The sequence below is a fragment of the Bacillus sp. E214 genome (genome assembly GCF_008087365.1).
In the GTDB taxonomy this organism is placed as follows: domain Bacteria; phylum Bacillota; class Bacilli; order Bacillales; family Pradoshiaceae; genus Pradoshia.
This window is the reverse complement of the sequence record NZ_VENN01000001.1, coordinates 822,414-846,368: the sequence shown is the minus strand read 5'-3', so window position 1 is coordinate 846,368 and position 23,955 is coordinate 822,414. Positions and strand designations below refer to the sequence as shown.

Here is a 23,955-nt window from a genome sequence, read left to right as displayed (position 1 = left end):
GAAGTCAGTAAACAAAAGGATAGACAAGCAATTATCTATGCCTGTCTATCCTTATTATCTTTAAAATGTCTACTGTATAAGTTAAGCGTTTAATCAAAAATTTATTTTCTTCTCTGTCTATTACAATATCTACATTAAATCACGAGACTTACTTACCGAGAGTCTTAGTCACCCCAAATACATCCTTCGTATCATTATACTGATTAATCGCAATATCTAGATCATGAAAATAACGATGTATTAATCGAATCTGTTCTTTGTCTGCTTTATTTTTGGTCGCCTTGGCAATTGCGTGGATTTGTTTAAAATCTTCCGATACCTTTTTATTTTCTATCCCCTGGCTAATTATTTCATTCGTATCTTTTTCAAGTATGGCTGATAAACTCTTGGCTTCTGACATATCTAATTCTTCAATACTGCCATAGCCTGTTAAATCATTGTATTTAGCGTGATATTCAGCAATTAACACACTTTCTTGATTCGATATATTTTTTGGAGGGTTTTTCTTTAATTGATCCATTGCTTCTTTAGATGGATCATTCAAATGATAATAGACAGTAAGACCAATCACTCCAGCTGCTAATATACCTACTATTAATATTAAAAGAGATAGCCACTTTGATTTTTTCTTATCTTGTTTTTTAGTCATTCGTTCTCCCGCCTATCAAAAGTATTTGTCATCCTATTATTGGGATTTTATGCCTTTTAATTATGACAGGTTTGGCTTAACTGTACAAATAAACCAACCATTCTAGAGGTGGTTGGTTCGTAAATAATTGGTTAAAAGTAGAAATCCATTAAAGTTTCATCCATTAAATCCTGTGTCAATCCTATGTAAATCATCGTATCTTTTTGGTTGGAATGGTTTAAAATTTGCTGCAGCAATGCAATGTCTTTGAATTTTTGGTAGTGTAAATAACCAAATGTCTTACGTAGAGTATGTGTCCCTACATCCTGAATATCTGCCATTTCGGCTGCTTTATTTAACACACGGTAAGCCTGAACCCTCGTAATTGGTCCATTTCCTTTACGGCTTGGAAATAAATAATCGTCCTTTGAAAGTTTTTCTTTCTTGACGTATTTTTTAATTTCTTTTCGCAAGTGCGGATTAATCAGAAACCTTTTCGTTTTTTCCGTCTTCTGTTCAATAATGACAATATGCGTTCCATCCAATACATCCTTTACCCGTAGCTGCAATAAATCCCCTATCCTCAGCCCAATATTGATCCCAATTGTAAACATTATATAATCCCGATAACTGCAATAGCGTAATAATGCTTTTTTCATGGCCTCTATTTGATCAAGCCGGCGAATAGGCTGTACATTTTTAATTCGTTTTGTTGCTGTAACCACTTTTGCCAGTCCCCCTTCTTCCCATCTCTTATTGTACGTGAAGAGGCCATTCAAACACAAGATTTTTTCAATTCCACACCTTCTGTAAACCTTGATTTAATCAGTTTTCGAATGTATCAATTCAAGTCCTTTGTTACATTCGGAATTTTCTAATTATTGATGGTAAAATCCATCATAATTCTACACATTTCCCAAAAAGGCTATAAATCGCCTACATTCGACAAAAAACGTTTAGAATACAAACACCTTAGGAATTAAAAAAGAGGACCTTAAAACCCAATTATGAAGGTCGTTTTTTGACTCTTCTTGTAACAATTTTTGGATATTATTTGCTTAACAATACTGTATGCCATACACTATTATAGAATTAGGAGGTGAAGGTGTTTTGGATGAACTCATACAATCTCTCATTATCGAATTGCGAAGAGGTACACTTACTCTGGCAGTTTTAAGTCAATTACAAAAACCCGAATATGGATACTCACTCGTTCAATCCCTTGAAGAAAAAAATGTTACTATTGATCCCAGCACACTTTATCCTTTATTGAGAAGATTAGAAAAGCAAGGTTTACTGGTTAGCGATTGGAAGTTAAATGGAAATCGACAGAGAAAATACTACCAATTGAGCCACAATGGCAAACAGATTTATGAAAAATTAAAGGAAGCATGGTCTGAAACGTCTAATCAGATGGTACAATTGTTAAGAGAGGATGAATGTGATGAGTTTAATTGATATATATATTTATGAAGTTACAAAGTGGCTACCAGAAGAGTCAAAAGAGGAGATTGCGCTGGAACTCAAAGGGAATATTGAGGATATGCTGCCACATAACTATACTGAAAATGATGTAAAGAACGTTTTGAATAGCTTGGGTGACCCCAGAATTCTTGCTGCCGATTATAGCGGAAATAACCGATATATTATAGGGCCGATTTTTTATGATAGTTATATTCGGGTCTTACTAATAGCTTTTGGTTTGATGGCGGGCTTGGTTTTATTGGGTCATATAGTCAGCGGGATTACGGATTATACCAGTTATTCCTCCGTTGTATCATTTCTAATTGACATGTTTACAGATTCTATCATAGGAATCCTCCAGGCAGCATTTCAGGTATTTACCTGGGTCACCATTACATTTATATTTATAGATAAAATTGCAAATAAAACAAATAGCATCCCCCTTGTAAAGCCAAAATGGAACACTGACCAATTGCAGAGGCGGACTGTTCAAAAGCATAAGTATCAAATATCCAAAGGGGAAGCAATCTTTGGACTCATTTGGACAATTATATGGATCCTAATTCTATTATTTTCTGAATATCTATTAGGCTGGTATGAGACCGTTAATGGCGAGCTTGTTTTGCAAGCCTCCTTGTTTAACCAAGAAGTTCTGAAAACGTATATCCCCCTTTTAATTGCCTTGGCAGTGTTAGAAATAAGTTTAGCGGGATTGAAATACATGATGGGTAAATGGACCTACCATATCGCTATATTTTATACAGTCCAAAGCGCATTTGTTATAGCAATCCTTTATAAAATGCTGTATGACACTACTTTATACAATAGCGATTTTATCGAACGCTTCAATTTATTATTTGAAAAATCTACAAATGGAACATTACCATCAGGTATTATAGCCATCACATTAGCAGTTGTTATTTTAATATCTGTGTATGATTGCAGCTTTGCATTTTATAAAGCCTATAAGACTACTAAAAATCAGCAAAAAAAGAAAAAGTAAACAAGAGGGATGCAGGCTTGATAAAGCTGTATCCTTCTTGTTTTACACTTATCTCTTATTTTTATAAAACACATGCTCAACCGATAAACTCTTTTCAATCCGAATAATCCCAAATGAGTATTCAGTTTGGCGTCTTTTATCTGTCGGAGAACCCGGGTTAAATAGAATTGTCCCATTTATGTCTTTATTAACAGGGATATGAGAATGTCCAAAAATAATTAGATCCAGTTCCTCTCCGCTAAATGCTTCAATTGCTCTTCCCTCTGTAGTTCCTTTCTTACCGTGCCCATGTACCAAACCAATTCGATATCCATCTAATGTGAGAATTTTTTGATATCCAAGTTGGTCAATCAGATCCTTTCCATCGACATTGCCACAAACACCATCAACGGGTGCATAGGATAGCAGTTCATCGTATACATCCTTCGTTTGCCAATCACCAGCATGTAAAATAAGATCAGCTGTTTTCAATTCTTCCTTTAAACGCGGTGGAAGTCCTTTTGCCATTCTGGGCATATGGGTATCTGATATCACAATGATTTTCATCGATGATTCACCTCGATATTTTGCTTTGTTGATTCCTTTATATATCTCTTCAATTCATTCAGAAAAAAGGTACAGTCGTCTAATGTACCGAACACCCTTACCGGAATAATAACAGCATGAATGGCATTCGTATAAATATAAATATAATTTTTCAGCATTTCAATTTGTTTAATATCTTTCCATTCATAGAGTACCTCATACCCACCATCAATCATCTCTGTTAATCCGCCTTTTCCGATGGATAAGCGGTATGTACCAAATAGATTAGGCTCCCTGCTATTTTTATGAAATTTTCTAAACTTCCTTCTGATTATTCTCTCTAAATAGAATGAATAAAAAAGTACCGGTAAGAGTGCAATGAATAAGCTGATCAAATAGTAAATAGGTGTAGTAGGTCGAAAATATAGCAATTGCAGGATTAGTGAAATAAATAAAGTGATCAAAAATAATCTTAGTTGTCTATTTCTCATTCTCCGATTGCTTATTTCAGATTGTTTGTTCATGTGGAGATAAAAATTGGTTACATCAGTCAGCTTAAGATCATATGTTAATTGCATTTTACTCCCTCACATCTTCTATTTCATTTCAACTTCATTGTAACAGGTAATTACAGCAAACAAAAAGGACAGCCGACATTATCATTGATAATGTCGGACCGTCCCATAATACTCAATCTTATTGTATTCCGGATAAATAGAAGAAAACTGAACATAAATGGGGCTATCGAGCAACCATGGATAGTAAGCAAATAACGTTTGATCACCATGTACAATTGCATGTAAGGCTACAGGCATCATCTTTACAAAATGATCATAACGTGATTGGGCCTTTTGTTCATCAAATTCACCTTTACTAATATGAATGTAAACTGTTAGGACAAATTGTCCGTTTAACATACGCCAATCAGCTACAACTTCATCCCGCATCTCCCAGTTGATGTTCAGTGCATCAATCTCACAGCCAATGCTTAAAAACAACTGTCCGGTTAAGTCAGAATGTGTCAATGTATATTTTCTACCCTCTAAAGGTCCTGAAGGGGTTATCGGCGGAATATAGGTCACACTCAATTGTTCTGTCTGGAAGGACATATCTGAAACACTCCTTTAAATAAGAAGATTTTTTTTACTATTCTATGACATCAGCCTAAAAATGGTGCAAATGAAATAGATCGCTATTTTTCTCCTTACTCGTAAACTGGTATGTTAAAACCAGATGTTTACCTTCACAGTCATATAGCTCTTTACCCACTTATATAACATCAAATAATTCTATTTAAAAAATGTTCTACAAAACGTTTTTCGTCCACTTCTACACATACATGAACAAGCGGCCTTTCGTTTCCACTGGGACAGGTTTCCCCTACCCTTTCTCCTTCGAGCTCCACCGAGATGGGTTCTGTCTTCAGTGTGACGAAGCTCTTGTCAATTGCTACTCCAACAGCCAGTGGATCGTGCAGGGCACAACCTTTGATGCCAGGAGTGGCCTTCTTATAAAAGTCCATATAAAACTCTGTCATGTCTGCCAAAAAGGAACCGAGTTCATCTTCCTTCTTCCGCCAGTTTGCTAGTTCCTCCTTCTTAAGCAGGGTTTGCATGGTTACATCAAGTCCTACAAGGAAAAGCGGTAGATTAGAGCGGAAAACAAGGTCAGCTGCTTCAGGATCACAATGAATATTTGCTTCTGCATGCGGCGTTACATTTCCTTTACAGAAAACCGCTCCTCCCATGATGATGATTTCATCAAACATAGCAGTTATCTCAGGCGCTTTTTGGAGGGCAAGCGCAAGATTTGTCAGCGGTCCTACACAGATATAAGTAATTTTACCAGGGTTGTTTTTCACCTGCTCAATCAGATAATCAACTGCATGGACCTCTGGTATTTCACTGGGCTTCTCTCCATTAAGTACATTTCCAAGACCATCCTCACCATGTACATGACGAGCATATACTTTTCGCGGTCCACGCCTAAGAGATTCATACGCACCGGCATACACCGGGATATCAAAACGACCCAATTTTTCTAGAACGATTTGCGAGTTTCTTACTGCTTCTTCAACAGGAATATTGCCGAAACACGCAGTGATACCTATTATATCTAATTCCGGTGAATGAACGGCATAAGCTATAGCCAATGCGTCATCTATTCCTGTATCTACGTCTAAGATAACCGATTTCATTATGTTCTCTCCTCTGCTCCTGAAGTATACTTTTTCCCAGTATGATGATAGCTGCATGTAATGCCATGAGTTGACCATCTGATATTTATTAAACGAAAAAATCTCTTTTTCAAAATATCACACGAAATTAAACGAGAAAGTGGTTTATCATACTATTTTTATCGTAGAGTTGAATATGTATCATTAATAAATAGTTAATCTTCCAGTTAATAAATCCCCTCATTCTAATCATATACTGTGATATCATTGACTATTTTTACTTAGATTTACATCTATATACTATTTTAATTACTTTTGATCTAGATTGTAATACATTATATAAAATAATAGCTAGGTAATAATTTTGTTTCGCTATAACGATTATCGCATTACAAATATATCCAATAGTGATATTCTATTAATAGAATGATTTTTTAATATAGGACTATTTTAAAAATAATTGATTGAGGTGGTACTACTGATGGAAGCTCTTTATTATTTTGTTTTAGCTGCTGTTATCGCAACATTTGGCATTAGCTGGGCTGTTCGAACAGCAATCAAGGAATTGGTCAATGGCCCAGAAAGAAAAGTAAACATTCAAACTAAGATGTTCATCAAAGTAGCTGTTGTAGAGGCTATTCCCATTATTTTAATCATTTTTGGCTTTATTAACCTATCCTCTTCAACTTCTGATGTTATTTTACCCCTTATCATAGTAGGTGCAGTTACAATTCTTAATATTATCTTCATCTATGGTACATCCTCTGAAATAACGAATGATTTGAATACCCCAGGGGACTTGAAATTAGCAATAAAGACTCTCACCATGATGGGTGTCACTTTAGTATTAGCCATACCTACCATAGCTGTTGTAGCTTGTTTTACTGTCATGAATTCATAAATATGCAAGCTGGAGATGTTCTCAGAAGATATCCTAAAACTGGTTGTCAGCGGTATAAAAAGGCAATTTAATTTATATCAGCAATTTCCGCAATAAAAAGAGCCTCCTTAGTCGAAAAGGATACGTAATCCTACCGACTAGGAGACTTTTTTCATTTAAACATAAATCCTGTTAAACACGCTCACTCATTAAATTCAAAAGGAAATCGTAGATCGTGGGATAAGGTTTTAATTTGGCACCACTTGAACATCCTTTAGCACCCATTGTTCTTCTTTATATACCCAGCTTGATCGAACCTCAGCGATTCGATCAACCACGGATGCGCCGGAAATTTGCTGAATGCCTATCAATTCCTTATGACCATCTTTATCAATGTCTTTTACCTTTAAGGATTTGTATTCACTTACTAATGTTTCAGATGGTTCACTTAATTTCCCTTTTCGATAAACCCCGAGTTTATCATACTTCTTTTTATGATCTTTTAAATCAATTAAGTAGGATTTATTCATTTCTGGAACCATCACAGTGGCTTGATAATTATTTTTGAATGCTCCGTTGATATTTAATGTTTCGGGGAGCTCAATCAGTTCAATTTTATTATTATAGATGCAAAAGGCATAATAATCATTAACTCCTCCGCTACCCCCTGTTGGAATCTCCATCAGAACTTCCAATGTACTGTCGTCATTAAGATCGAGAAACTTAACGGCAGGCTTAAACCCTCCTTGAATCGTTTCCTTTTTAGTTCCCTTTTTTGTTTTTACTACCAACTTGAATTCCTTGTAATACTTTGTCTCCTGATCAAAAGGATTACCATATAAATATACTTGATCCTTCTTCCCGTCTCCTGTCACATCCACTTTATAAGAACCAAGTTCAACTTCCTGGCTTTTTGCATCTTTTTTTGCAGCATCTATGGATACTGGCAGAAGCAAACACCCAACTATCGAAAAAATTATAAAATGATTAATCCATTTCATCATATACTCATCAACTCCCAGGTATAGGATTATTCATTATAGATTGCCTGGAATTTAACTTAATTATGCATATAACTGATGAAAATCAAAGAAAAAAAGCCGTAAACAGATGATCCTGTTTACAGCTTTTTGGATAGAAATACATTGAAGCTATGAATTTGATACTTCGGGAGTCTTAACCCATGTTTCAACGATTGGTCCATTTTCGCCTTCATCCATAAAGAACGAACCATTTGAATAGCGATCACTAGGTCGTAATTGGAAGGATGCAACTTCTTCTATCATGCCTTTTTCCGACAAAATCACAATAGTATCAACATCGTTTACAAATTCTATTCCTGCTACTCGATGTGGGTTTTTCTTCAACTCTCTCAACATAACAACTCCTCGTTTTGCACGGGAAGTCATTTCAAACTCGCTTCGTTTCATTTTCTTAATAGCGCCCCTCTGTGTGATCAACGCTATCATAGATGAATCAGTTTCAGCAAAAACTTTCCCTGCAACTATATAATCATCGTCCTTGAGATTTATGCCTTTAACACCGGCAGCACGTGCTCCCACAGTTGGAATTTCACTTTCAGGGAACATCAATCCATACCCAATAGAAGTAGCCAGGAAGATGTTTTGATTTCCATCTGTTTGATGGATATCCACAACCTGATCATCTCCCTTAAGATTAATAGCTGTTAAAGGTTTTGAATATCTCGTTGCCTTATATAGTGCAAGTTCAGACTTCTTAACTAATCCATTTTTCGTAACAAATAATAAAAACGATCCTTTTTCAAAATCAGAAACTGGAATAGCCTTTAATAGATTCTGATTCTTATCAAGCGGTACGATATTACTGATATGCTGACCAGTATCCTTCCATCTGATATCAGGAAGTAAGTGAACCGGACAGTAAATATAACTACCTTTATCTGTAAACAACAACAAGGTATCGGTTGTATTCATATCCAGCTTATGAAGGAGCCTATCTCCTTCCTTCATTCCATAATCCTGGCCGCCTGAAGCAGTATAAGATCGTAAGCTTGTCCGTTTTATATACCCTTCTTTTGTGACCGTAACAATAACATCTTCGCTTGGAATCAGAACTTCAAGATTAATCTTAATGTCTTGAATTTCAGCTTCTATTAGAGATCTACGTGAATCTGAAAAATCCTTTTTAACTTCTTTTAGTTCTTTTTTAATAACTGCCATTAACTTCTTGTCACTGCCAAGGATAGTTGTCAGCTCTTCAATTTTTTTACGTAGTTCTTCAGCTTCGTTTTCCAATGCCGTAATATCCGTATTCGTTAATCGGTAGAGCTGAAGGGAAACAATCGCTTCTGCTTGTGCCTCTGTAAATGTATATTCCTTTATTAGGTTTTCTTTTGCATCTTTTTTATCGAGAGACGCACGGATTGTTGCGATTACTTTATCAAGAATGGAAATCATTTTGATAAGTCCCTCAACAATATGCTGACGATCACGAGCTTTTGCCAAATCAAATTCAGAGCGCCTTGTTATCACTTCACGGCGATGATCAATATAGGCATCCAGCATTGCTTTTATGCCCATAAGCTGCGGACGTTTCTTATGAATGGCAACCATATTGAAATTATATGTAATTTGCAAATCTGTATTTTTAAATAAATATTGAAGAATAACATTAGAGTCTACTTCTTTTTTTAACTCAATGACAATCCGTAAACCTGTACGGTCGGTCTCATCTCTTACTTCAGAGATACCCTCAAGTTTACGATCAAGGCGCAATTCATCAATTTTTTTAACAAGATTAGCTTTGTTTACATCAAAGGGAAGCTCAGTTATCGTAATTTGCTGTCTGCCACCGCGTAAAGTTTCAATCGCCGTTTTACTTCGAATGACAATTTTGCCTTTACCTGTTTCGTACGCCTTTTTAATTCCATCTGCCCCTTGAATGATCCCACCTGTAGGGAAATCAGGTCCTTTTACAGCAGTCATTAGCTCATCAACTGTACAATCCGGATTATCGATTCTCATGATGGTAGCATCAACAATCTCCCCAAGATTATGTGGCGGAATCTCAGTGGCGTAACCAGCTGAGATTCCAGTTGAACCATTTACAAGCAAATTTGGAAATTTAGCCGGCAGCACAATCGGCTCTTCAGCTGTATCATCAAAGTTTGGTACAAAATCGACTGTTTTCTTCTCGATATCTCGTAAAAGCTGGCCTGCAATAGAGGATAAACGTGCCTCCGTATAACGCATGGCTGCCGGAGGATCCCCATCAATACTTCCGTTATTCCCATGCATCTGAATTAATTCACGGCGAAGCTTCCAGTCCTGGCTCATTCTGACCATGGCTTCATAAACAGATGAGTCACCGTGAGGATGGAAGTTACCGATGACCAGACCGACTGTCTTGGCTGACTTTCTATATGGTTTGTCATTGGTATTACCATCCGAATGCATGGCATAAAGGATTCTTCGTTGAACCGGCTTTAATCCATCTCGTGCGTCCGGTAATGCCCTGTCTTGAATAATATATTTACTGTATCGGCCGAAGCGGTCGCCAATCACATCCTCAAGAGGGAGATCGCGGTATTTCTCTGCTGTCATAATACTTCCTCCTCACCAGCAACCGTTAAGTTCTCATTTTCTAAAATATTTCCATCTTCTTCTAAACCAAAAGCAACATTGGCTTCAATCCACTTACGCCTTGGTTCTACTTTATCACCCATTAATGTGGTAATCCGTCTCTCTGCCCGTGCCGCATCATCAATGCGTACACGGATCAAGGTACGTTGTTCTGGATCCATAGTCGTCTCCCATAGCTGGTCTGCGTTCATCTCTCCAAGACCTTTGTATCGCTGAAGCATGTATCCTTTTCCAACCTTTTTAATGGTACCTTCTAATTCGTCATCATCCCAAGCATATTCTATAACTTCTCTTTTACCGCTTCCTTTACTAACTTTATATAAAGGAGGTAAGGCGATGAATACTTTACCATGTTCAATTAATGGTTTCATATAACGATAAAAGAAGGTAAGCAATAATACTTGGATATGGGCGCCATCCGTATCAGCATCGGTCATAATGACGACTTTATCATAATTGATATCCTCGATGGAGAAATCGGATCCTACTCCACCACCGACAGCATGAATAATTGTGTTTATTTCTTCATTTTTAAAAATATCTTCAAGCTTAGCTTTTTCTGTATTAATAACTTTACCGCGTAAAGGCAAAACAGCCTGGAACCTTCGATCACGCCCTTGTTTGGCAGACCCTCCGGCAGAATCTCCTTCGACGAGGTATAGTTCATTCTTCAATGGATTGCGGGACTGCGCCGGTGTAAGTTTTCCTGAAAGCAACGCTTCCGATTTCTTGCGTTTCTTACCGCTGCGTGCATCTTCTCTTGCTTTTCGGGCTGCTTCTCTGGCCTGAGCCGCTTTAATCGACTTACGGACCAAGGATGTCGCAATATCGGCATTTTCCATTAAATAATAAGATAATTTTTCAGATATAACAGAATCTACCGCAGAACGGGCATCACTGGTACCAAGTTTACTTTTTGTCTGTCCTTCAAATTGTAATAATTCTTCTGGAATTCTTACAGAAATGATAGCAGCCAATCCTTCGCGGATATCTGAACCATCCAGGTTTTTGTCCTTTTCTTTCAGCAAACCGGATTTACGTGCATACTCATTAAAGGCACGTGTAACAGCAGTTTTCATTCCTACTTCATGAGTTCCGCCATCTTTTGTTCTGACATTATTGACGAATGATAAAATATTTTCCGAATATCCATCATTAAATTGAAAAGCAAAATCAACCTCAATATCAGAATGAGTCCCCTCAAAGCTTACAACAGGATGCAATGTATCTTTTTCTTCATTTAGGTAAGAAACAAATGCCTCAATCCCATTCTCATAATAATAAACATCTTTTTCATCCGTACGTAAGTCATGTAATTCAATTTTTAAACCTTTTAATAAAAAGGCAGATTCGCGTAAGCGTTCACTTAAGGTTTCACGATTGTAAACAATGGTAGAGAAAATACTCTCATCCGGTTTAAAATGAATGGTTGTTCCAGTTTGGTTGGTTTTACCAATTTTCTCTAAAGTCGTTACAGGTTTTCCGCCATTTTCAAAACGCTGTTCATAAATAAAACCATCACGCTTAATGGTAACAACAAGCCATTCTGATAAAGCATTTACGACCGATGCACCAACCCCATGTAAACCACCGCTCGTCTTATAGCCACCCTGACCAAATTTTCCTCCTGCATGCAGGATGGTTAGAATAACCTCCGGAGTCGGTTTACCCAATTTATGCATTCCGGTAGGCATTCCTCTACCTTTATCCATAACACTGATGCTATTATCTTTATGAATTTTTACAATAATTTCGTCCCCATGTCCGGCCAATACTTCGTCCACGGAGTTATCAACGATTTCATAAACGAGATGATGCAGGCCTCGTGTGTCTGTGCTTCCGATATACATTCCCGGTCGTTTTCGGACAGCTTCTAATCCTTCAAGTACCTGGATGGCATCTTCGTTATAGTCAATAGGTTTTATATTTTTTGCCACTTATGTACCCCTCTCTTTACGTTACAACTTCTATTATATACATATTCTTAAACAAGAACAAATGTTCTTGATAGTATAAACAGCACACTAAAGCTCTATTGCTCTATTTTTACAGATTATTTTTCGTTTCGCAAATAAAGTTTAGATAAAGGTTATGTATACGAGACATTCCAGCTTCCAGTCCCTGTAAAAAACAAATAAAATAAGTCCCTGTATCTTAATTATGGTATCATCTTCGGTGTTTTTACAACTATTAGTTTTTATTACCTACAACATTATAAAACCACCAATGAGCTATTTACGAGCAATTGGTGGCCATTTTTTATTATTTAGTTAATGCATGCTCCACTTTTATGCAACGGTCCATAATGACGGTGTAATCCTTGTCCTTTAGCATTTGGAAGGCCTCTTCATCAATAACTCCCAGCTGTGTCCAAAATATATCGGCGTCGATTTCCAAAAATTCCTTAGCCAGATCCATCACATATTCAGATCGGCGAAAAACATTGACAATATCCACATGCCCCTCAATATCCTTCAATGTCGCAACCGCCTTTACACCCAAAACACTATCCACTGTAGGATTGACCGGGATAATTTCATATCCATTATCCTGCATGGCCTTAGATACCATGTAAGATGTCCGTTCCGGATTATCAGAAAGACCGACGACAGCTATTCGTTTCGCTTTTTTTAAGAGGAGACCAATTTCATCTCTGCTTGGATTTTCTATCATGAATATAGCCCCTTTCGATAATAAAATTTATCCTTATGTATACCCATAGGCTATTATAGAATAAACGGTCAGCGCAGAATAGGGAAGTTAATAAAAATAATTTTTTTATTTTCTTTTTGCAGGTACATGTTAAAATATATTAACCAGTAGTGTAAGAAAGGAACTGTTTATATGTTATATTTTTTGTTTATATTGGCCTATTTGCTAGGTTCAATACCTTCAGGCTTAATTATAGGAAAAGTTTTTTATAACACTGATATACGTGAGCATGGCAGCGGAAACTTAGGAGGAACCAATACATTCCGGACACTTGGGAAAAAAGCCGGAATTATCGTTACAACTATAGATATCTTAAAAGGTACTTTGGCCACCTTATTGCCATACATATTTAATATACAAGCTGATCAATGGCCAAGTTGGATTGCTATTCCGTTGATATGCGGCTTATTGGCGGTTATCGGCCATATGTACCCTATATTTGCCGGATTCAGAGGCGGTAAAGCTGTAGCTACATCCGGAGGTATTTTGCTCGGATACGATCCACTTTTATTTGTGATTCTAGTTGCATGCTTTTTTGTATTCTTATACCTAACTAAAATTGTGTCCTTATCTTCTATGTTGATTGCAGTTGTGGCACTTATTTATGCCATGTTTAGCGGAGATCCTTCCATGTTAATCCTAATTATCTTCCTGGCAGGATTTATCTTCTATCGCCATCGCGCTAATATCAAACGTATTATTAATAAAACAGAACCTAAGGTTAATTTGTTTAAACGATGATATAAGACTGTTTTTGGAATCACGATTAGTGGTCCAAAAACAGTCTTTTTTATTTTTGCTAAACAGAATACAAAAGCAATATTCTCCTCCGAAAACCTCATCTCATATTCAAACAACAAAGCTCGACCTCTATCGACTGATTACCTAATAGGATTAAACGATCGGATAATTTAGTATAAAATTATCAGTCATATGAAACCAGAAAAATACCTTATTTTGCATTTTAATCTAAAAAGTGTCAATATACATGTAGGAATATATTAAAAATATGTACTCATATTTAGAAAAATTTACTAAGCAGGTGAAGAATGAAGAAAAAAATAGCCCTCCTATCATTTTTAATCATTACCGCAGCTATAGGTATACTTATATATCTAAACACTCAGGAGATTTTCAATAATTATGAAGAAAAAAACGTAGCTTTAACCCATAATAGGGAAGTTTTCTTATCTGAACGTAACTACCATTCTACTGCTGAAATTGGAGCCATCGGAGATATACTTTTGCATGATAAGGTATATGAAGATGCAGATACTGGTTCTGGTTATGATTTCTCAGATATGTTCGCACCTGTAAAAGACATGCTAAGCAACCCAGATTTTACGATTGCCAACCAGGAATCTATTGCAGCCGGAAGTGACTTGGGGTTATCGGGGTATCCGACATTTAATTCACCTTATGAAATATCGGACACCTTAAAAGACGTTGGAATAGACCTCGTAACCTTAGCAAATAACCATTCCCTCGATAAAGGTGAAAAAGGTATTCTGCGTGCAATCGAGTATTACAATAAAATTGATATGCCTTACGTAGGAATTCATAAGAATGAAGAGGATGCCAAACAAGACCGCATCATGAACGTAAATGGTATTAACATCGGCTTTCTCTCTTACACATATGGAACGAATGGGATTCCTATTCCGGATGGAAAAGATTATTTAGTCAATTACTTAGATGGTAAAAAAGTCTCACAAGATATCAAGGATTTACGTGATAAAGTGGATCTTATACTCATTAATGCTCATTGGGGACTGGAATATCAAAGAAACCCATCTGATGAACAAAGAAAAATGGCAAAATTAATGTCTAATGCAGGTGCAGATATTATTATTGGGCATCATCCGCATGTCCTTCAACCAATTGAATGGATAGAATCCAATCAGAAAAAAACATTAGTTGTCTATTCATTAGGAAACTTCATCTCCGCCCAAAAAAATAACTATAAAGATATTGGCGGTATGGTTACCATTAGCGTTCGTAAAGAATGGTCAGCTAAGGGAACTGAGACCGAAGTAACTAACGTAAACTTCTCTCCAACCTATGTAACTAATCAAAACGACCGTGACTACAGAATAAATACGTTTGGAAGTGAAGATGTATTTGGACAGGAAAAGATCGATAAAGAAAAATTGACTGATTTTATGCTTAGCCATCCATCCATAAAATAAGAATTTAAACTAACGAGCTGTTCCAAATTTGCTTAATTTGCATTGGGACAGTTTTTCTTTTTCAAGTTTAGGAGAGAAAAAGATTAAAAGAGATGGATAAGGGCTATAGAGTATTATAATAATAATCTAACAGCAACTGAGTCTTTATCAGAGATGAATTTTCCACCGAATAAAAAGTGGGAATTGAAACAGTTTAAACCACTCTAGTGATACACCCTTTTGTTTACTGAGTGTTACCAATCGTTATCTTATTAAAATTATGTCATAATGGTAGTATTCAGTAGTTAGATAGCTCACCTTTATCTGCCAATAAACATATCAGGAGGATTCAAACATGGAAATTACAATCGATGAGCAATCAGCTGCATGGTATAAAGCAGAATTGGAACTTGAAAAAGGCGACTGCCTTCGGTTCTTTCCCCGTTATGGAGGCTATAGCCCTATACAATCAGGCTTTTCTTTGGGAATCAGCAAAGAGGAAGGAAAACAAGCCACTGTTACCTTATTAAAGGATGGAATCACCTATTTTATTAATGAGGATGATATATGGTATTTTGACGGAAATAACCTCAATATAACCTTTGACGAACAGAAGGCTGAGCCCACGTTCTCCTATAGCAAATAAGAACAGAAATCCCCTGTGTACCACTGACACAGGGGATTCTCTTTATCTATTTTCGTTTGATTTCTTCGTATTTTGCATTCCATTCCGGAAATGCTTTTTTAAACTGAATCGGTCTGAAATTATCTTTTTTTACTACAATATGCGTAGTTGTTCCAGTTGCGCAAATTTGATCATGCTGATTCCGGATTTCATATCCATACAGTGTTTTTATTCCATTATTTTCTTCTACCCAAGTATGTACATAGGCCTGATCACTATATCGTAATGGTGTTTTATAGGTTACATGAACGTCATAAACAGGTGCATAATAGCCTGCTTCCTCCATATCCGTATATTTATAGCCCAAATCCTCAATAAGGGCTGTTCTGCCCAGCTCAAACCATTTAAGATAGTTTGCATGATACATAACACCCATCATATCAGTATCTGCGTAAAATAATTGGATTTCTTTTTTTGAAACAAACATTCCCTCTACACTCCTATTCTACAATAGTCCTTTTTCTATTCTAACACATCTTGAAAATCAGTCTTTGTCAGAGTAGAGTAATCGACCGCAGCCAGATCCTCTCCCGTCTGCTCGATTAATCGAACCGCCTGTACCTGTATCGCATTGTCAACCAAATTAATAGCAAATCGTCCATTCCCATCAATCTCAATTAGGTTCAACTTTTCAACTAAGTAATCTTTTGCCGCTTGGTCCAATATATACTGATATTTACGAGCATAATTTTCAATAATTTGCATCAATTCCTCTGTGCTATAATCCGGAAAATGCATGAACTTTTTGAACCTGGATGAAAATCCTGGATTACTGGACAGCAACGCCTTCATCTCATCAGGATATCCTGCCAAGATGATGACAAGGTTTTCATTATGTTTGGTCATCTCATCCACTAAAGTATTCACAACTTCTTTTCCATAATCTGAATTGGAAGAGCTTAGTAAGGAGTAAGCTTCGTCAATAAATAATACACCGCCCAATGCATCCTGAACCTTCTTTTTCGTTTTAATGGCTGTCTGCCCGACATAGCCAGCTACAAAATCAGCACGGCTAGCTACAACTAGATGACCTCTCTTCAACAGTCCACAATCTCGCAGTATTTCCGAGTACAGCTTTGCAACTGTTGTTTTACCAGTTCCAGGATTCCCGGTAAAAACCGCATGAAGCTGGACAGGTACCGTTTTTACTCCAGCCTGTCTCCTGGATTGCTGTATCTTTACAAATGCTGAAAGTTTATGAATTTCCTCTTTAATCATATCCAAACCAACAAGATTCTTTAGTTCTGCCTGGGGATTTCCAGTGGATACAGGAAACTGAGAAGAAAAGTCCTCTTCTTGCAGAAGAAGATAATTTAAAAAGCTTTCATTGGCTTGCCGTTCACCTGTAGAACCTTTATGGAAGATTGCATCCATAACAATTGATTTAACTGTTCGGGCATTACCGAAAGTTTGATCAACCATCTCATATTCAATTCGTTTTTTTAAAGATGGAATCGCATCAGGTGCGATAAAATAATGATTTTTTTCTGCCGTGTGAATCGCAATTTCAATCATTTCATCCAATGAATAGTCTGGTAACTCCATATAATTAAAATTCGGGAAACGACTGCGTAAACCAGGATTACTATCCAGAAACTGTCTCATTTCCTCAGGATATCCTGCTAATATAACGGCGAACCTTCCAGAATACTCTGCACTATCCATGAGAGATATAAGTGTATCTATCACTGTCTGCCCGTAATCTGTTCCTTGTTGGCCCTCTCTTTTTAAGCTATATGCCTCGTCAATAAAAAGAACGCCTCCAACTGCCTCTTCCACAGCTTTACGAACATTTTCTTCTGTTTGTCCAACAAAAGCCCCAACCAATTTAGAACGATCAACCTCTACAATTTTTTCCTTTGGCAATATCCCTAATTCATAATAGATTTTCCCTAATAATCTGGCCAAAGTAGTCTTACCGGTTCCAGGATTACCCGTTAAAATCATGTTTAGGCTAATATCACCTGTATTACTGAATCCTAATTCTTCACGGTGTTTTTGATACTTCAAAAATTGATAAAGCTGGTTAACCCGTTTTTTTATTTCAATCAGCCCAACCATTTCGTTCAACTCTGCTAAGGCACTTACTTGATCCTTTGCATCAACAATTTCATGCTGTGATATAAACTCGTTAAATTGATGAATATGGCTATTCAGAAGATTTAATGAGGATTTTAACTCCTGATAAACAATTGCGGTATGGAAATTCCCGCTTAATGTTTCTTCATACTCTTTTGCCGTAGAGATTACCTTTTGCATACCGTCAAATATATCATTTAAGTATTTTTTTGCAGTATGGATTAAATCTGTTTCTGCCAGTTGATTGATTTGTTTTAATGCTTCAGTTGTACGGTTCATGTAATTGCTTGTTTCATTCATAATCTGCCCGACCGTGTTACGTTTTGCAGTTCTATTATCCGTTTCTCGTAAAGTTGGAGTAGAAAAGCCAGTATATAAGTCATTAAAACGATTGAGCTGCTTAGTTTCCAGCAATCGTTGTATTTCAGAGCGATTATTCAATAATCGGTTTGCTTCATCTAATAATAGATAATATAAATCATCTTGTTCCTCTTGCTTACTTCTTTCCAGGGCTAATAAATATAACAGCTTTCCTTCTAAATCTGCTGATATTCCCCACTCACCCTGGTTTTTACATATAAATTGAAGCACACTAAGTAATTCTGTTTTTATGGGGAGTGAACCTTCTTTAGTCAACGTTCTCTCCCACTCATCAATCATATTTTTATAATTGGTTATTGATAATTCCATTTACTGCTTCATCCTTTTTTCAGTCGATGTCTCCATCCTATCATACAACACGTTCCAGATTAATCATTTTAGCTTAATGTATGATTCACCAGTCAACTATTGAAATTAAACATTCTCTTATTCAGAAGTTCTGTCTTTTAGTCGTAATGGCCGCTTCATTTGTCCCTCTTTTTACGGATTATTTTTCTTGGCTACTTGGGTTTGGTTTTAAAATTCACCATGAAGATTTGGAACATAGTTTTTTTAATTCATTAATGAACGCGAAGTAAATTTCCTGGATTCTAACCAACTAAAAAATCTGCCTGTCTCCATTAGGATTCAGGCAGATTTGAGATTAAATTATTCAGCTATTCACCTTTTGTTTGAATCACGTCTGGATGCTTTCCGGATGTATCTTGCATCTGTTTGCCTTTATTTCCACCGGCAGCTCTAGGTTGAGTTCCAATGTGATTTGGTACAAATGACTTGGAATTTTTCTTCGGATTTCCCATTTTATCTTCACCCCTTCTTTCTTATCATGCTTACTTACGCATGACTTATAAGGTGTAGATATTGGATATTACTCCGCTCGTTCCATCATTCTTTTATCGATTCGATCTTCTAGAACTTCCATTGCATGTTTATCCATTATAATTTGTTTTTTATTTTCCAGTATTAAATCTGCTAAAGACATCCGCTTACGCTTTTTCATCGTCAACCACCATCCATACTTTATTTTATAATATCATTGCCTACTTTTTCTGTATTTATAACATTTTTAGAAAATAACGATAACTAATTAGTCTTTAAAATATGAAAAAACAGCCTTCAAGGCTGCTTACATGTTTGCGATATGCTCTTCCATTTGTTTATATTCCATTAACCCTACAACCTTTTTATCAATAACTCCCTCTTCATTAATGAAGAATGAAGTTGGAATGGACACAACCTTATATTTTTTGTTCACTTCACCATCTACATCCAATACAGTCCGAAACGTAAGTTTTAAATCACTCATAAATCCTTTTATATCCTGATCAGAATCTATATTTACGGCTAAAACAACTACATCAGGATGAGATTGTTTAATTTTTTCCATATCAGGCATCTCTTTTTTACACGGATTGCACCAGGTTGCCCAAAAGTTTAACAACACCTTTTTCCCCTTATAATCAGATAGTGTAATTTCCTTTCCATCTGGATCTTTTAATGTAAAGTCGACTGCTTCTTTGCCCTCATCAGCCTTGACAGGTGTATCAGGCTGATTCAACACTTGATAAAATGCTACTCCAATCAGTATCAGCAATAAAAGTGACCCGATGATTTTTTTCACACTAAACTCCCCCAGCCACAAATAGTATATTCCCCACCTGAAATTGTATCAGTATTTCCAATTTTACGAAAGCGTGAAAATCTCATCCTGATAACTTCATATTTACAATTAGTTATTCTAAACAAAAATAAAAAACTGACCGAAGTCAGTTTTTTATCGTTACTTAGTAGATGATGCTTCTTGTAATTTTCCTCGTAAAACCATTGGTAAGATACCGCCATGACGATAATAATCGATTTCCACATCAGAATCAAAACGAACTAAAACATCAAATTTCTTCTCTGTTCCGTCCTCTCCAACTGCAGTTACCTCGATGATGTCACGTGGTTTAACATTTTCATTAACTGGAACAAAGATTCTCTCTTTTCCAGTTAAACCAAGTGTTTTAGCGCTTTCGCCTTCTTTGAATTGAAGCGGAAGTACACCCATTAATACAAGGTTGGAACGGTGAATTCTTTCAAAGCTTTCCGCAATGACCGTTTTAATTCCAAGTAGGTTGGTACCTTTGGCAGCCCAGTCACGGGAGCTTCCCATTCCGTAATCTTTCCCAGCCAATACGATCAAGCCAGTATCATCTTTTTTATATTCCATACATGCATCAAAGATAGACATCACTTCACCAGTTGGCCAATACGTTGTATATCCACCTTCAGTGCCTGGAGCAATCTGATTACGGATTCGGATATTAGCGAAAGTACCGCGCATCATAACTTCATGGTTTCCACGACGAGAACCGTATGAGTTAAAGTCACGGATAGCAACTCCTTTTTCACGCAAGTATTTACCTGCTGGTGTATCTTTGCCAATAGATCCAGCCGGAGATATATGGTCTGTTGTAACTGAATCTCCAAATAATCCGACAACGCGCAGTCCGTCAAGCGGTTTTACTTCTGTTGGGTTAGGATCCATATTTACAAAATAAGGTGGGTTTTGAATATAAGTTGAATCAAAATCCCAATTATATAAAGGTTCGTTGCTGGTTTGGATTTCATTCCATCTTGCATTGTCATCGAATACATGCTCATACTCTTTAAGGAAGAGATTAGATGTTACGGTATCCTGTACAAGTTTATTAACCTCTTCACTGGATGGCCAGATATCTTTGAAATAAATATCTTTTCCATCTTTACCTTTTCCAATTGGATCATTCTCAAGATCGATATCCACTGTACCTGCTAAGGCATATGCGACAACCAATGGCGGTGATGCCAAATAGTTTGCTTTTACTAACGGATGAATACGTCCTTCAAAGTTACGGTTACCGGATAAGACAGAAGTAACAAGTAAATCTGATTCAGAAACAGCTGCTTCAATCTCTTCCATTAATGGACCGGAGTTCCCGATACATGTAGCACAGCCATACCCAACAACATTGAAACCAAGTTTATCAAGGTATGTTCCCAGACCAGAATCACGCAAATAGCCTGTAACGACTTTTGATCCCGGAGCTAATGATGTTTTTACGTGATGTGGAACCTGTAATCCTAATTCCACAGCCTTCTTAGCAACTAGTCCAGCACCCAGCATAACATATGGGTTAGAGGTATTCGTACAGCTTGTAATGGCAGCAATGGCAATATCACCTGTTTTCATCGGCGCCTGACGGCCATCATTCAGCTGAACAGTGATTTTTTTATTAATTTCATCTTGACTAAGACCGAATCCTGCATTTCCAACCGGAGCTGTTAAAGCTTGATTGAAGGCAGATTTCATATTAGATAAAGGAATCAAATCCTGCGGACGTTTTGGACCGGATAGATTAGCCTCAATTTCTGAAAGGTCAATCTCAATAATTTTTGTATATCTTGGTTCATCACTGTTTTTATAGTAGAACAAACCGTTTTCTTTACAATATTGCTCAACAATTGCGATATGCTCTTCTGTACGTCCAGTCAAACGCATATAAGTAAGAGATTCTTCGTCAATTGGGAAGAAACCGCAAGTAGCGCCATATTCCGGTGCCATATTTGCGATGGTCGCACGATCTGAAAGTGAAAGAGCGCTCATCCCAGGGCCGAAAAATTCTACAAATTTATTAACCACACCACTTTTACGCAGTATTTCAGTTACTTTTAACGCCAAATCTGTAGCCATTGTTCCGTTTGGCAAGGAATTAATAAACCGTACACCGATAACTTCAGGTACTGGGAAATAAGAAGGTTGGCCAAGCATTCCAGCTTCCGCTTCAATTCCGCCTACACCCCATCCTAATACACCCAGACCATTTATCATGGTAGTATGTGAATCAGTTCCCACTAAAGAATCTGGGAATGTCATATAATCGCCATCCGGCATTTCTACTGAATGTACAACATTAGCCAAATACTCAAGGTTCACTTGGTGAACAATCCCTGTATCTGGTGGAACCGCACGGTAATTATCAAATGCTTTTTGTGCCCAGCTTAGGAATTGGTAACGTTCCGCATTTCTTTCAAATTCTAAATCCATATTAATCTGCAACGCATCTGCAGTTCCATATTTATCAACCTGAACTGAATGGTCGATAACAAGATCAACCGGGATCTCAGGGTTAATTTTACCCGGATCTCCTCCAATATCAGCCATGGCTTTACGTAATGAAGCCAAATCGACTACAGTCGGTACACCTGTGAAATCCTGCAATATAACACGGGAAGGTTTAAAAGGTACATCAATATCGATTGACATTTCCTCTGTTCCCCATTTAGCAAGGTTTTCCACATGTTCCTTTTTAATTGCTCTCCCATCCTGTTGACGCAAAACGCTCTCCAGTAAAACTTTAATGGAATAAGGCAATTTGGAAACTTCTCCAACTCCTGCTTCTTCCAATACATTCAAATTGTAGTAATGATAGCGTTTACCGTCGATTTCAAAAAATCTCCGTGAATCGAACACATCATTTTTCCCCAATCAAATTACCCCCTCTAGGTAAAAGATATTACAGAATATAGTAATAAATTGTAGAAAAGTAAAACACTTTTCATTCAATCCTAATATTCTAACAATTTAATATTAATATAACCTTTCCATAAAGTAAAATATAAGTAATTTATTACCTGTCATAAGTTCTGCTTATTGGTAATTATTTTCCTGATAAAATAAAAGCCGGCCAGCAAAGTAATATTAGCTGGCCGGTACCTTATCGATATTTTTCAAATTTGTCTAAATCTGAAACCATTTTGTCTAATGTATTTCTATAATCATCCAGTTGGTCCTTTTGATGTTCACTTGCCACTTCATAAGCATTTTCAACCTGCTGATACGCCTCATTAATTTCTTCCCACAAATGTCCCACTTCATGGCCAAATTGAGGATCATGCTGCATAGATTCAAGATTTTCATGTGCATCCACCGCTCTTCTGACGCCATTTTGGGCGGATTGAAAGGCTTGAACTTTATTTTTGTGATAAGGCACGTACACCCCTCCTTAACAATATATCTTTTATGATGTACGGAAGTTTATTGCCTTATTCATGATGTGAATCAGCTTCTTAATACCCGTTATAATATACCTGTATAATCATTTAATCGCCTCTCATACTATTCTTAGGAGGGATGTTATATGTCAAATAAAAACGCTAACCATCAAAAAGGTCCTAAAGATAAAAATCACTCTGGCCAACCTGCACCCTTAAGCGGTTCTCATAAAGTGAAAAACAGGCAGCATACACGTCAAAAAAATCATTCTCATCACGATATGTAACAGCATTATCTTTTCTTAAAAGACTGCGGGAGGAATTTTTTTCTCTCGCATTTTAATTCCGCTCATAGATAGTATTCAGGAAAAGATCCTCAGACTTTCAACAGAAACATTGATTAAAAGGCTTTGTATTATCTTTAATAGCCTTTCCTACTGGCAGACCTAATACAACTACTAACATCCTCTATATTTTTAAATTTTCTCCTTTTAACTAAAAACATTATTATTAACTTTCCCTTTTCTCTCCCTGATTGTTTAAAATTCTTTTTCTGAAGGTTACACAGCTTACCGTTTTTGTGCGTACTCACGATACGTTTGATTTTTCTAAGGA

24 protein-coding genes are annotated in these 23,955 nt (G+C 36.7%); 7 read left to right on the top strand and 17 right to left on the bottom strand.

Annotation, left to right across the window (positions count from 1 at the left end):
• Positions 1-148: 148 nt before the first annotated feature.
• Together FHY47_RS04010 and FHY47_RS04005 are read right to left on the bottom strand one after the other, a co-directional pair.
• Positions 149-649: a hypothetical protein gene (locus tag FHY47_RS04010; protein WP_066103913.1), complete on the bottom strand. Its 501-nt coding sequence runs from the start codon at positions 647-649 to the stop codon at positions 149-151.
• A gap of 131 nt (positions 650-780) precedes the next feature.
• Complete coding sequence (locus tag FHY47_RS04005) at positions 781-1,332, bottom strand: site-specific integrase (protein ID WP_066104338.1); 552 nt, start codon at positions 1,330-1,332, stop codon at positions 781-783.
• A 406-nt stretch (positions 1,333-1,738) separates the two neighbouring features.
• Between FHY47_RS04005 and FHY47_RS04000 the strand changes: the two genes are divergently transcribed.
• Positions 1,739-2,086, top strand: a complete 348-nt coding sequence (locus tag FHY47_RS04000) for a PadR family transcriptional regulator (RefSeq protein ID WP_139891970.1) — start codon at positions 1,739-1,741, stop codon at positions 2,084-2,086.
• Positions 2,073-3,095, top strand: coding sequence for an HAAS signaling domain-containing protein (locus tag FHY47_RS03995; RefSeq protein WP_066103916.1), 1,023 nt, complete (start codon positions 2,073-2,075; stop codon positions 3,093-3,095). The genes FHY47_RS04000 and FHY47_RS03995 overlap by 14 nt, the downstream gene beginning before the upstream one ends.
• Before the next feature lie 48 nt (positions 3,096-3,143).
• Here the strand turns inward: FHY47_RS03995 and FHY47_RS03990 are convergent, their stop codons facing one another.
• The 4 genes from FHY47_RS03990 to FHY47_RS03975 all read right to left on the bottom strand — a co-directional run bounded on the left by FHY47_RS03990 (position 3,144) and on the right by FHY47_RS03975 (position 5,817).
• Positions 3,144-3,641 carry a metallophosphoesterase family protein gene (locus FHY47_RS03990; protein WP_139891971.1) on the bottom strand — a complete coding sequence of 166 codons (498 nt, stop codon included), beginning with the start codon at positions 3,639-3,641 and terminating at the stop codon, positions 3,144-3,146.
• Positions 3,638-4,198 (bottom strand): YcxB family protein, encoded by a 561-nt coding sequence (locus FHY47_RS03985; RefSeq protein WP_148629691.1) that lies wholly within the window; start codon positions 4,196-4,198, stop codon positions 3,638-3,640. The genes FHY47_RS03990 and FHY47_RS03985 overlap by 4 nt, the downstream gene beginning before the upstream one ends.
• 81 nt (positions 4,199-4,279) lie before the next feature.
• Complete coding sequence (locus FHY47_RS03980; RefSeq protein WP_139891973.1) at positions 4,280-4,729, bottom strand: staygreen family protein; 450 nt, start codon at positions 4,727-4,729, stop codon at positions 4,280-4,282.
• Between the two features lie 170 nt (positions 4,730-4,899).
• On the bottom strand, positions 4,900-5,817 hold the full coding sequence (locus tag FHY47_RS03975; RefSeq protein WP_139891974.1) for a nucleoside hydrolase: 918 nt from the start codon (positions 5,815-5,817) through the stop codon (positions 4,900-4,902).
• 460 nt (positions 5,818-6,277) lie between these two features.
• Here FHY47_RS03975 and FHY47_RS03970 point away from each other — a divergent pair, with 460 nt between their 5' ends.
• On the top strand, positions 6,278-6,697 hold the full coding sequence (locus FHY47_RS03970) for a F0F1 ATP synthase subunit C (protein WP_148629690.1): 420 nt from the start codon (positions 6,278-6,280) through the stop codon (positions 6,695-6,697).
• 227 nt (positions 6,698-6,924) lie between these two features.
• Here the strand turns inward: FHY47_RS03970 and FHY47_RS03965 are convergent, their stop codons facing one another.
• The 4 genes from FHY47_RS03965 to FHY47_RS03950 form a co-directional block, all read right to left on the bottom strand.
• The gene (locus FHY47_RS03965; protein ID WP_140461426.1) at positions 6,925-7,680 is read right to left on the bottom strand and encodes a hypothetical protein; all 756 of its coding nucleotides are present in this window, start codon (positions 7,678-7,680) and stop codon (positions 6,925-6,927) included.
• A 147-nt stretch (positions 7,681-7,827) separates the two neighbouring features.
• Entirely contained in the window at positions 7,828-10,263 is a 2,436-nt protein-coding gene (parC, locus tag FHY47_RS03960; RefSeq protein WP_148629689.1) for a DNA topoisomerase IV subunit A, read from the bottom strand.
• Positions 10,257-12,224: a DNA topoisomerase IV subunit B gene (gene parE, locus FHY47_RS03955; RefSeq protein ID WP_395940464.1), complete on the bottom strand. Its 1,968-nt coding sequence runs from the start codon at positions 12,222-12,224 to the stop codon at positions 10,257-10,259. Before parE ends, parC begins: the two co-directional genes overlap by 7 nt.
• A gap of 337 nt (positions 12,225-12,561) precedes the next feature.
• Complete coding sequence (locus FHY47_RS03950; RefSeq protein WP_148629687.1) at positions 12,562-12,972, bottom strand: CoA-binding protein; 411 nt, start codon at positions 12,970-12,972, stop codon at positions 12,562-12,564.
• A 171-nt stretch (positions 12,973-13,143) separates the two neighbouring features.
• On the opposite strand from FHY47_RS03950, the gene plsY reads away from it, so the two are divergent.
• The 3 genes from plsY (at position 13,144) to FHY47_RS03935 (ending at position 15,825) form a co-directional block, all read left to right on the top strand.
• Positions 13,144-13,752, top strand: coding sequence for a glycerol-3-phosphate 1-O-acyltransferase PlsY (gene plsY / locus FHY47_RS03945; RefSeq protein WP_066103936.1), 609 nt, complete (start codon positions 13,144-13,146; stop codon positions 13,750-13,752).
• 308 nt (positions 13,753-14,060) lie between these two features.
• Positions 14,061-15,200 carry a CapA family protein gene (locus FHY47_RS03940; protein WP_066103938.1) on the top strand — a complete coding sequence of 380 codons (1,140 nt, stop codon included), beginning with the start codon at positions 14,061-14,063 and terminating at the stop codon, positions 15,198-15,200.
• Between the two features lie 334 nt (positions 15,201-15,534).
• Positions 15,535-15,825, top strand: coding sequence for a HesB/YadR/YfhF family protein (locus FHY47_RS03935; protein ID WP_066103940.1), 291 nt, complete (start codon positions 15,535-15,537; stop codon positions 15,823-15,825).
• A gap of 46 nt (positions 15,826-15,871) precedes the next feature.
• Here FHY47_RS03935 and FHY47_RS03930 read toward each other — a convergent pair whose 3' ends face one another.
• The 7 genes from FHY47_RS03930 to FHY47_RS03900 all read right to left on the bottom strand — a co-directional run bounded on the left by FHY47_RS03930 (position 15,872) and on the right by FHY47_RS03900 (position 23,339).
• Entirely contained in the window at positions 15,872-16,291 is a 420-nt protein-coding gene (locus FHY47_RS03930) for an acyl-CoA thioesterase (RefSeq protein ID WP_148629686.1), read from the bottom strand.
• Between the two features lie 35 nt (positions 16,292-16,326).
• Complete coding sequence (locus tag FHY47_RS03925) at positions 16,327-18,633, bottom strand: AAA family ATPase (RefSeq protein ID WP_148629685.1); 2,307 nt, start codon at positions 18,631-18,633, stop codon at positions 16,327-16,329.
• A 347-nt stretch (positions 18,634-18,980) separates the two neighbouring features.
• A complete protein-coding gene (locus FHY47_RS03920; protein ID WP_066103946.1) occupies positions 18,981-19,124 on the bottom strand; it encodes an acid-soluble spore protein N in 144 nt (47 codons plus the stop codon).
• 68 nt (positions 19,125-19,192) lie between these two features.
• On the bottom strand, positions 19,193-19,324 hold the full coding sequence (locus tag FHY47_RS03915; protein WP_077248025.1) for an FbpB family small basic protein: 132 nt from the start codon (positions 19,322-19,324) through the stop codon (positions 19,193-19,195).
• Between the two features lie 126 nt (positions 19,325-19,450).
• Positions 19,451-19,945: a TlpA family protein disulfide reductase gene (locus FHY47_RS03910; protein ID WP_066103947.1), complete on the bottom strand. Its 495-nt coding sequence runs from the start codon at positions 19,943-19,945 to the stop codon at positions 19,451-19,453.
• Positions 19,946-20,104: 159 nt separating this feature from the next.
• Complete coding sequence (gene acnA / locus FHY47_RS03905; RefSeq protein WP_148629684.1) at positions 20,105-22,834, bottom strand: aconitate hydratase AcnA; 2,730 nt, start codon at positions 22,832-22,834, stop codon at positions 20,105-20,107.
• 229 nt (positions 22,835-23,063) lie between these two features.
• Complete coding sequence (locus FHY47_RS03900) at positions 23,064-23,339, bottom strand: hypothetical protein (protein ID WP_066103951.1); 276 nt, start codon at positions 23,337-23,339, stop codon at positions 23,064-23,066.
• 147 nt (positions 23,340-23,486) lie between these two features.
• Here FHY47_RS03900 and FHY47_RS03895 point away from each other — a divergent pair, with 147 nt between their 5' ends.
• Positions 23,487-23,627 (top strand): small acid-soluble spore protein P, encoded by a 141-nt coding sequence (locus FHY47_RS03895; protein WP_077248027.1) that lies wholly within the window; start codon positions 23,487-23,489, stop codon positions 23,625-23,627.
• Positions 23,628-23,955 lie beyond the last annotated feature (328 nt).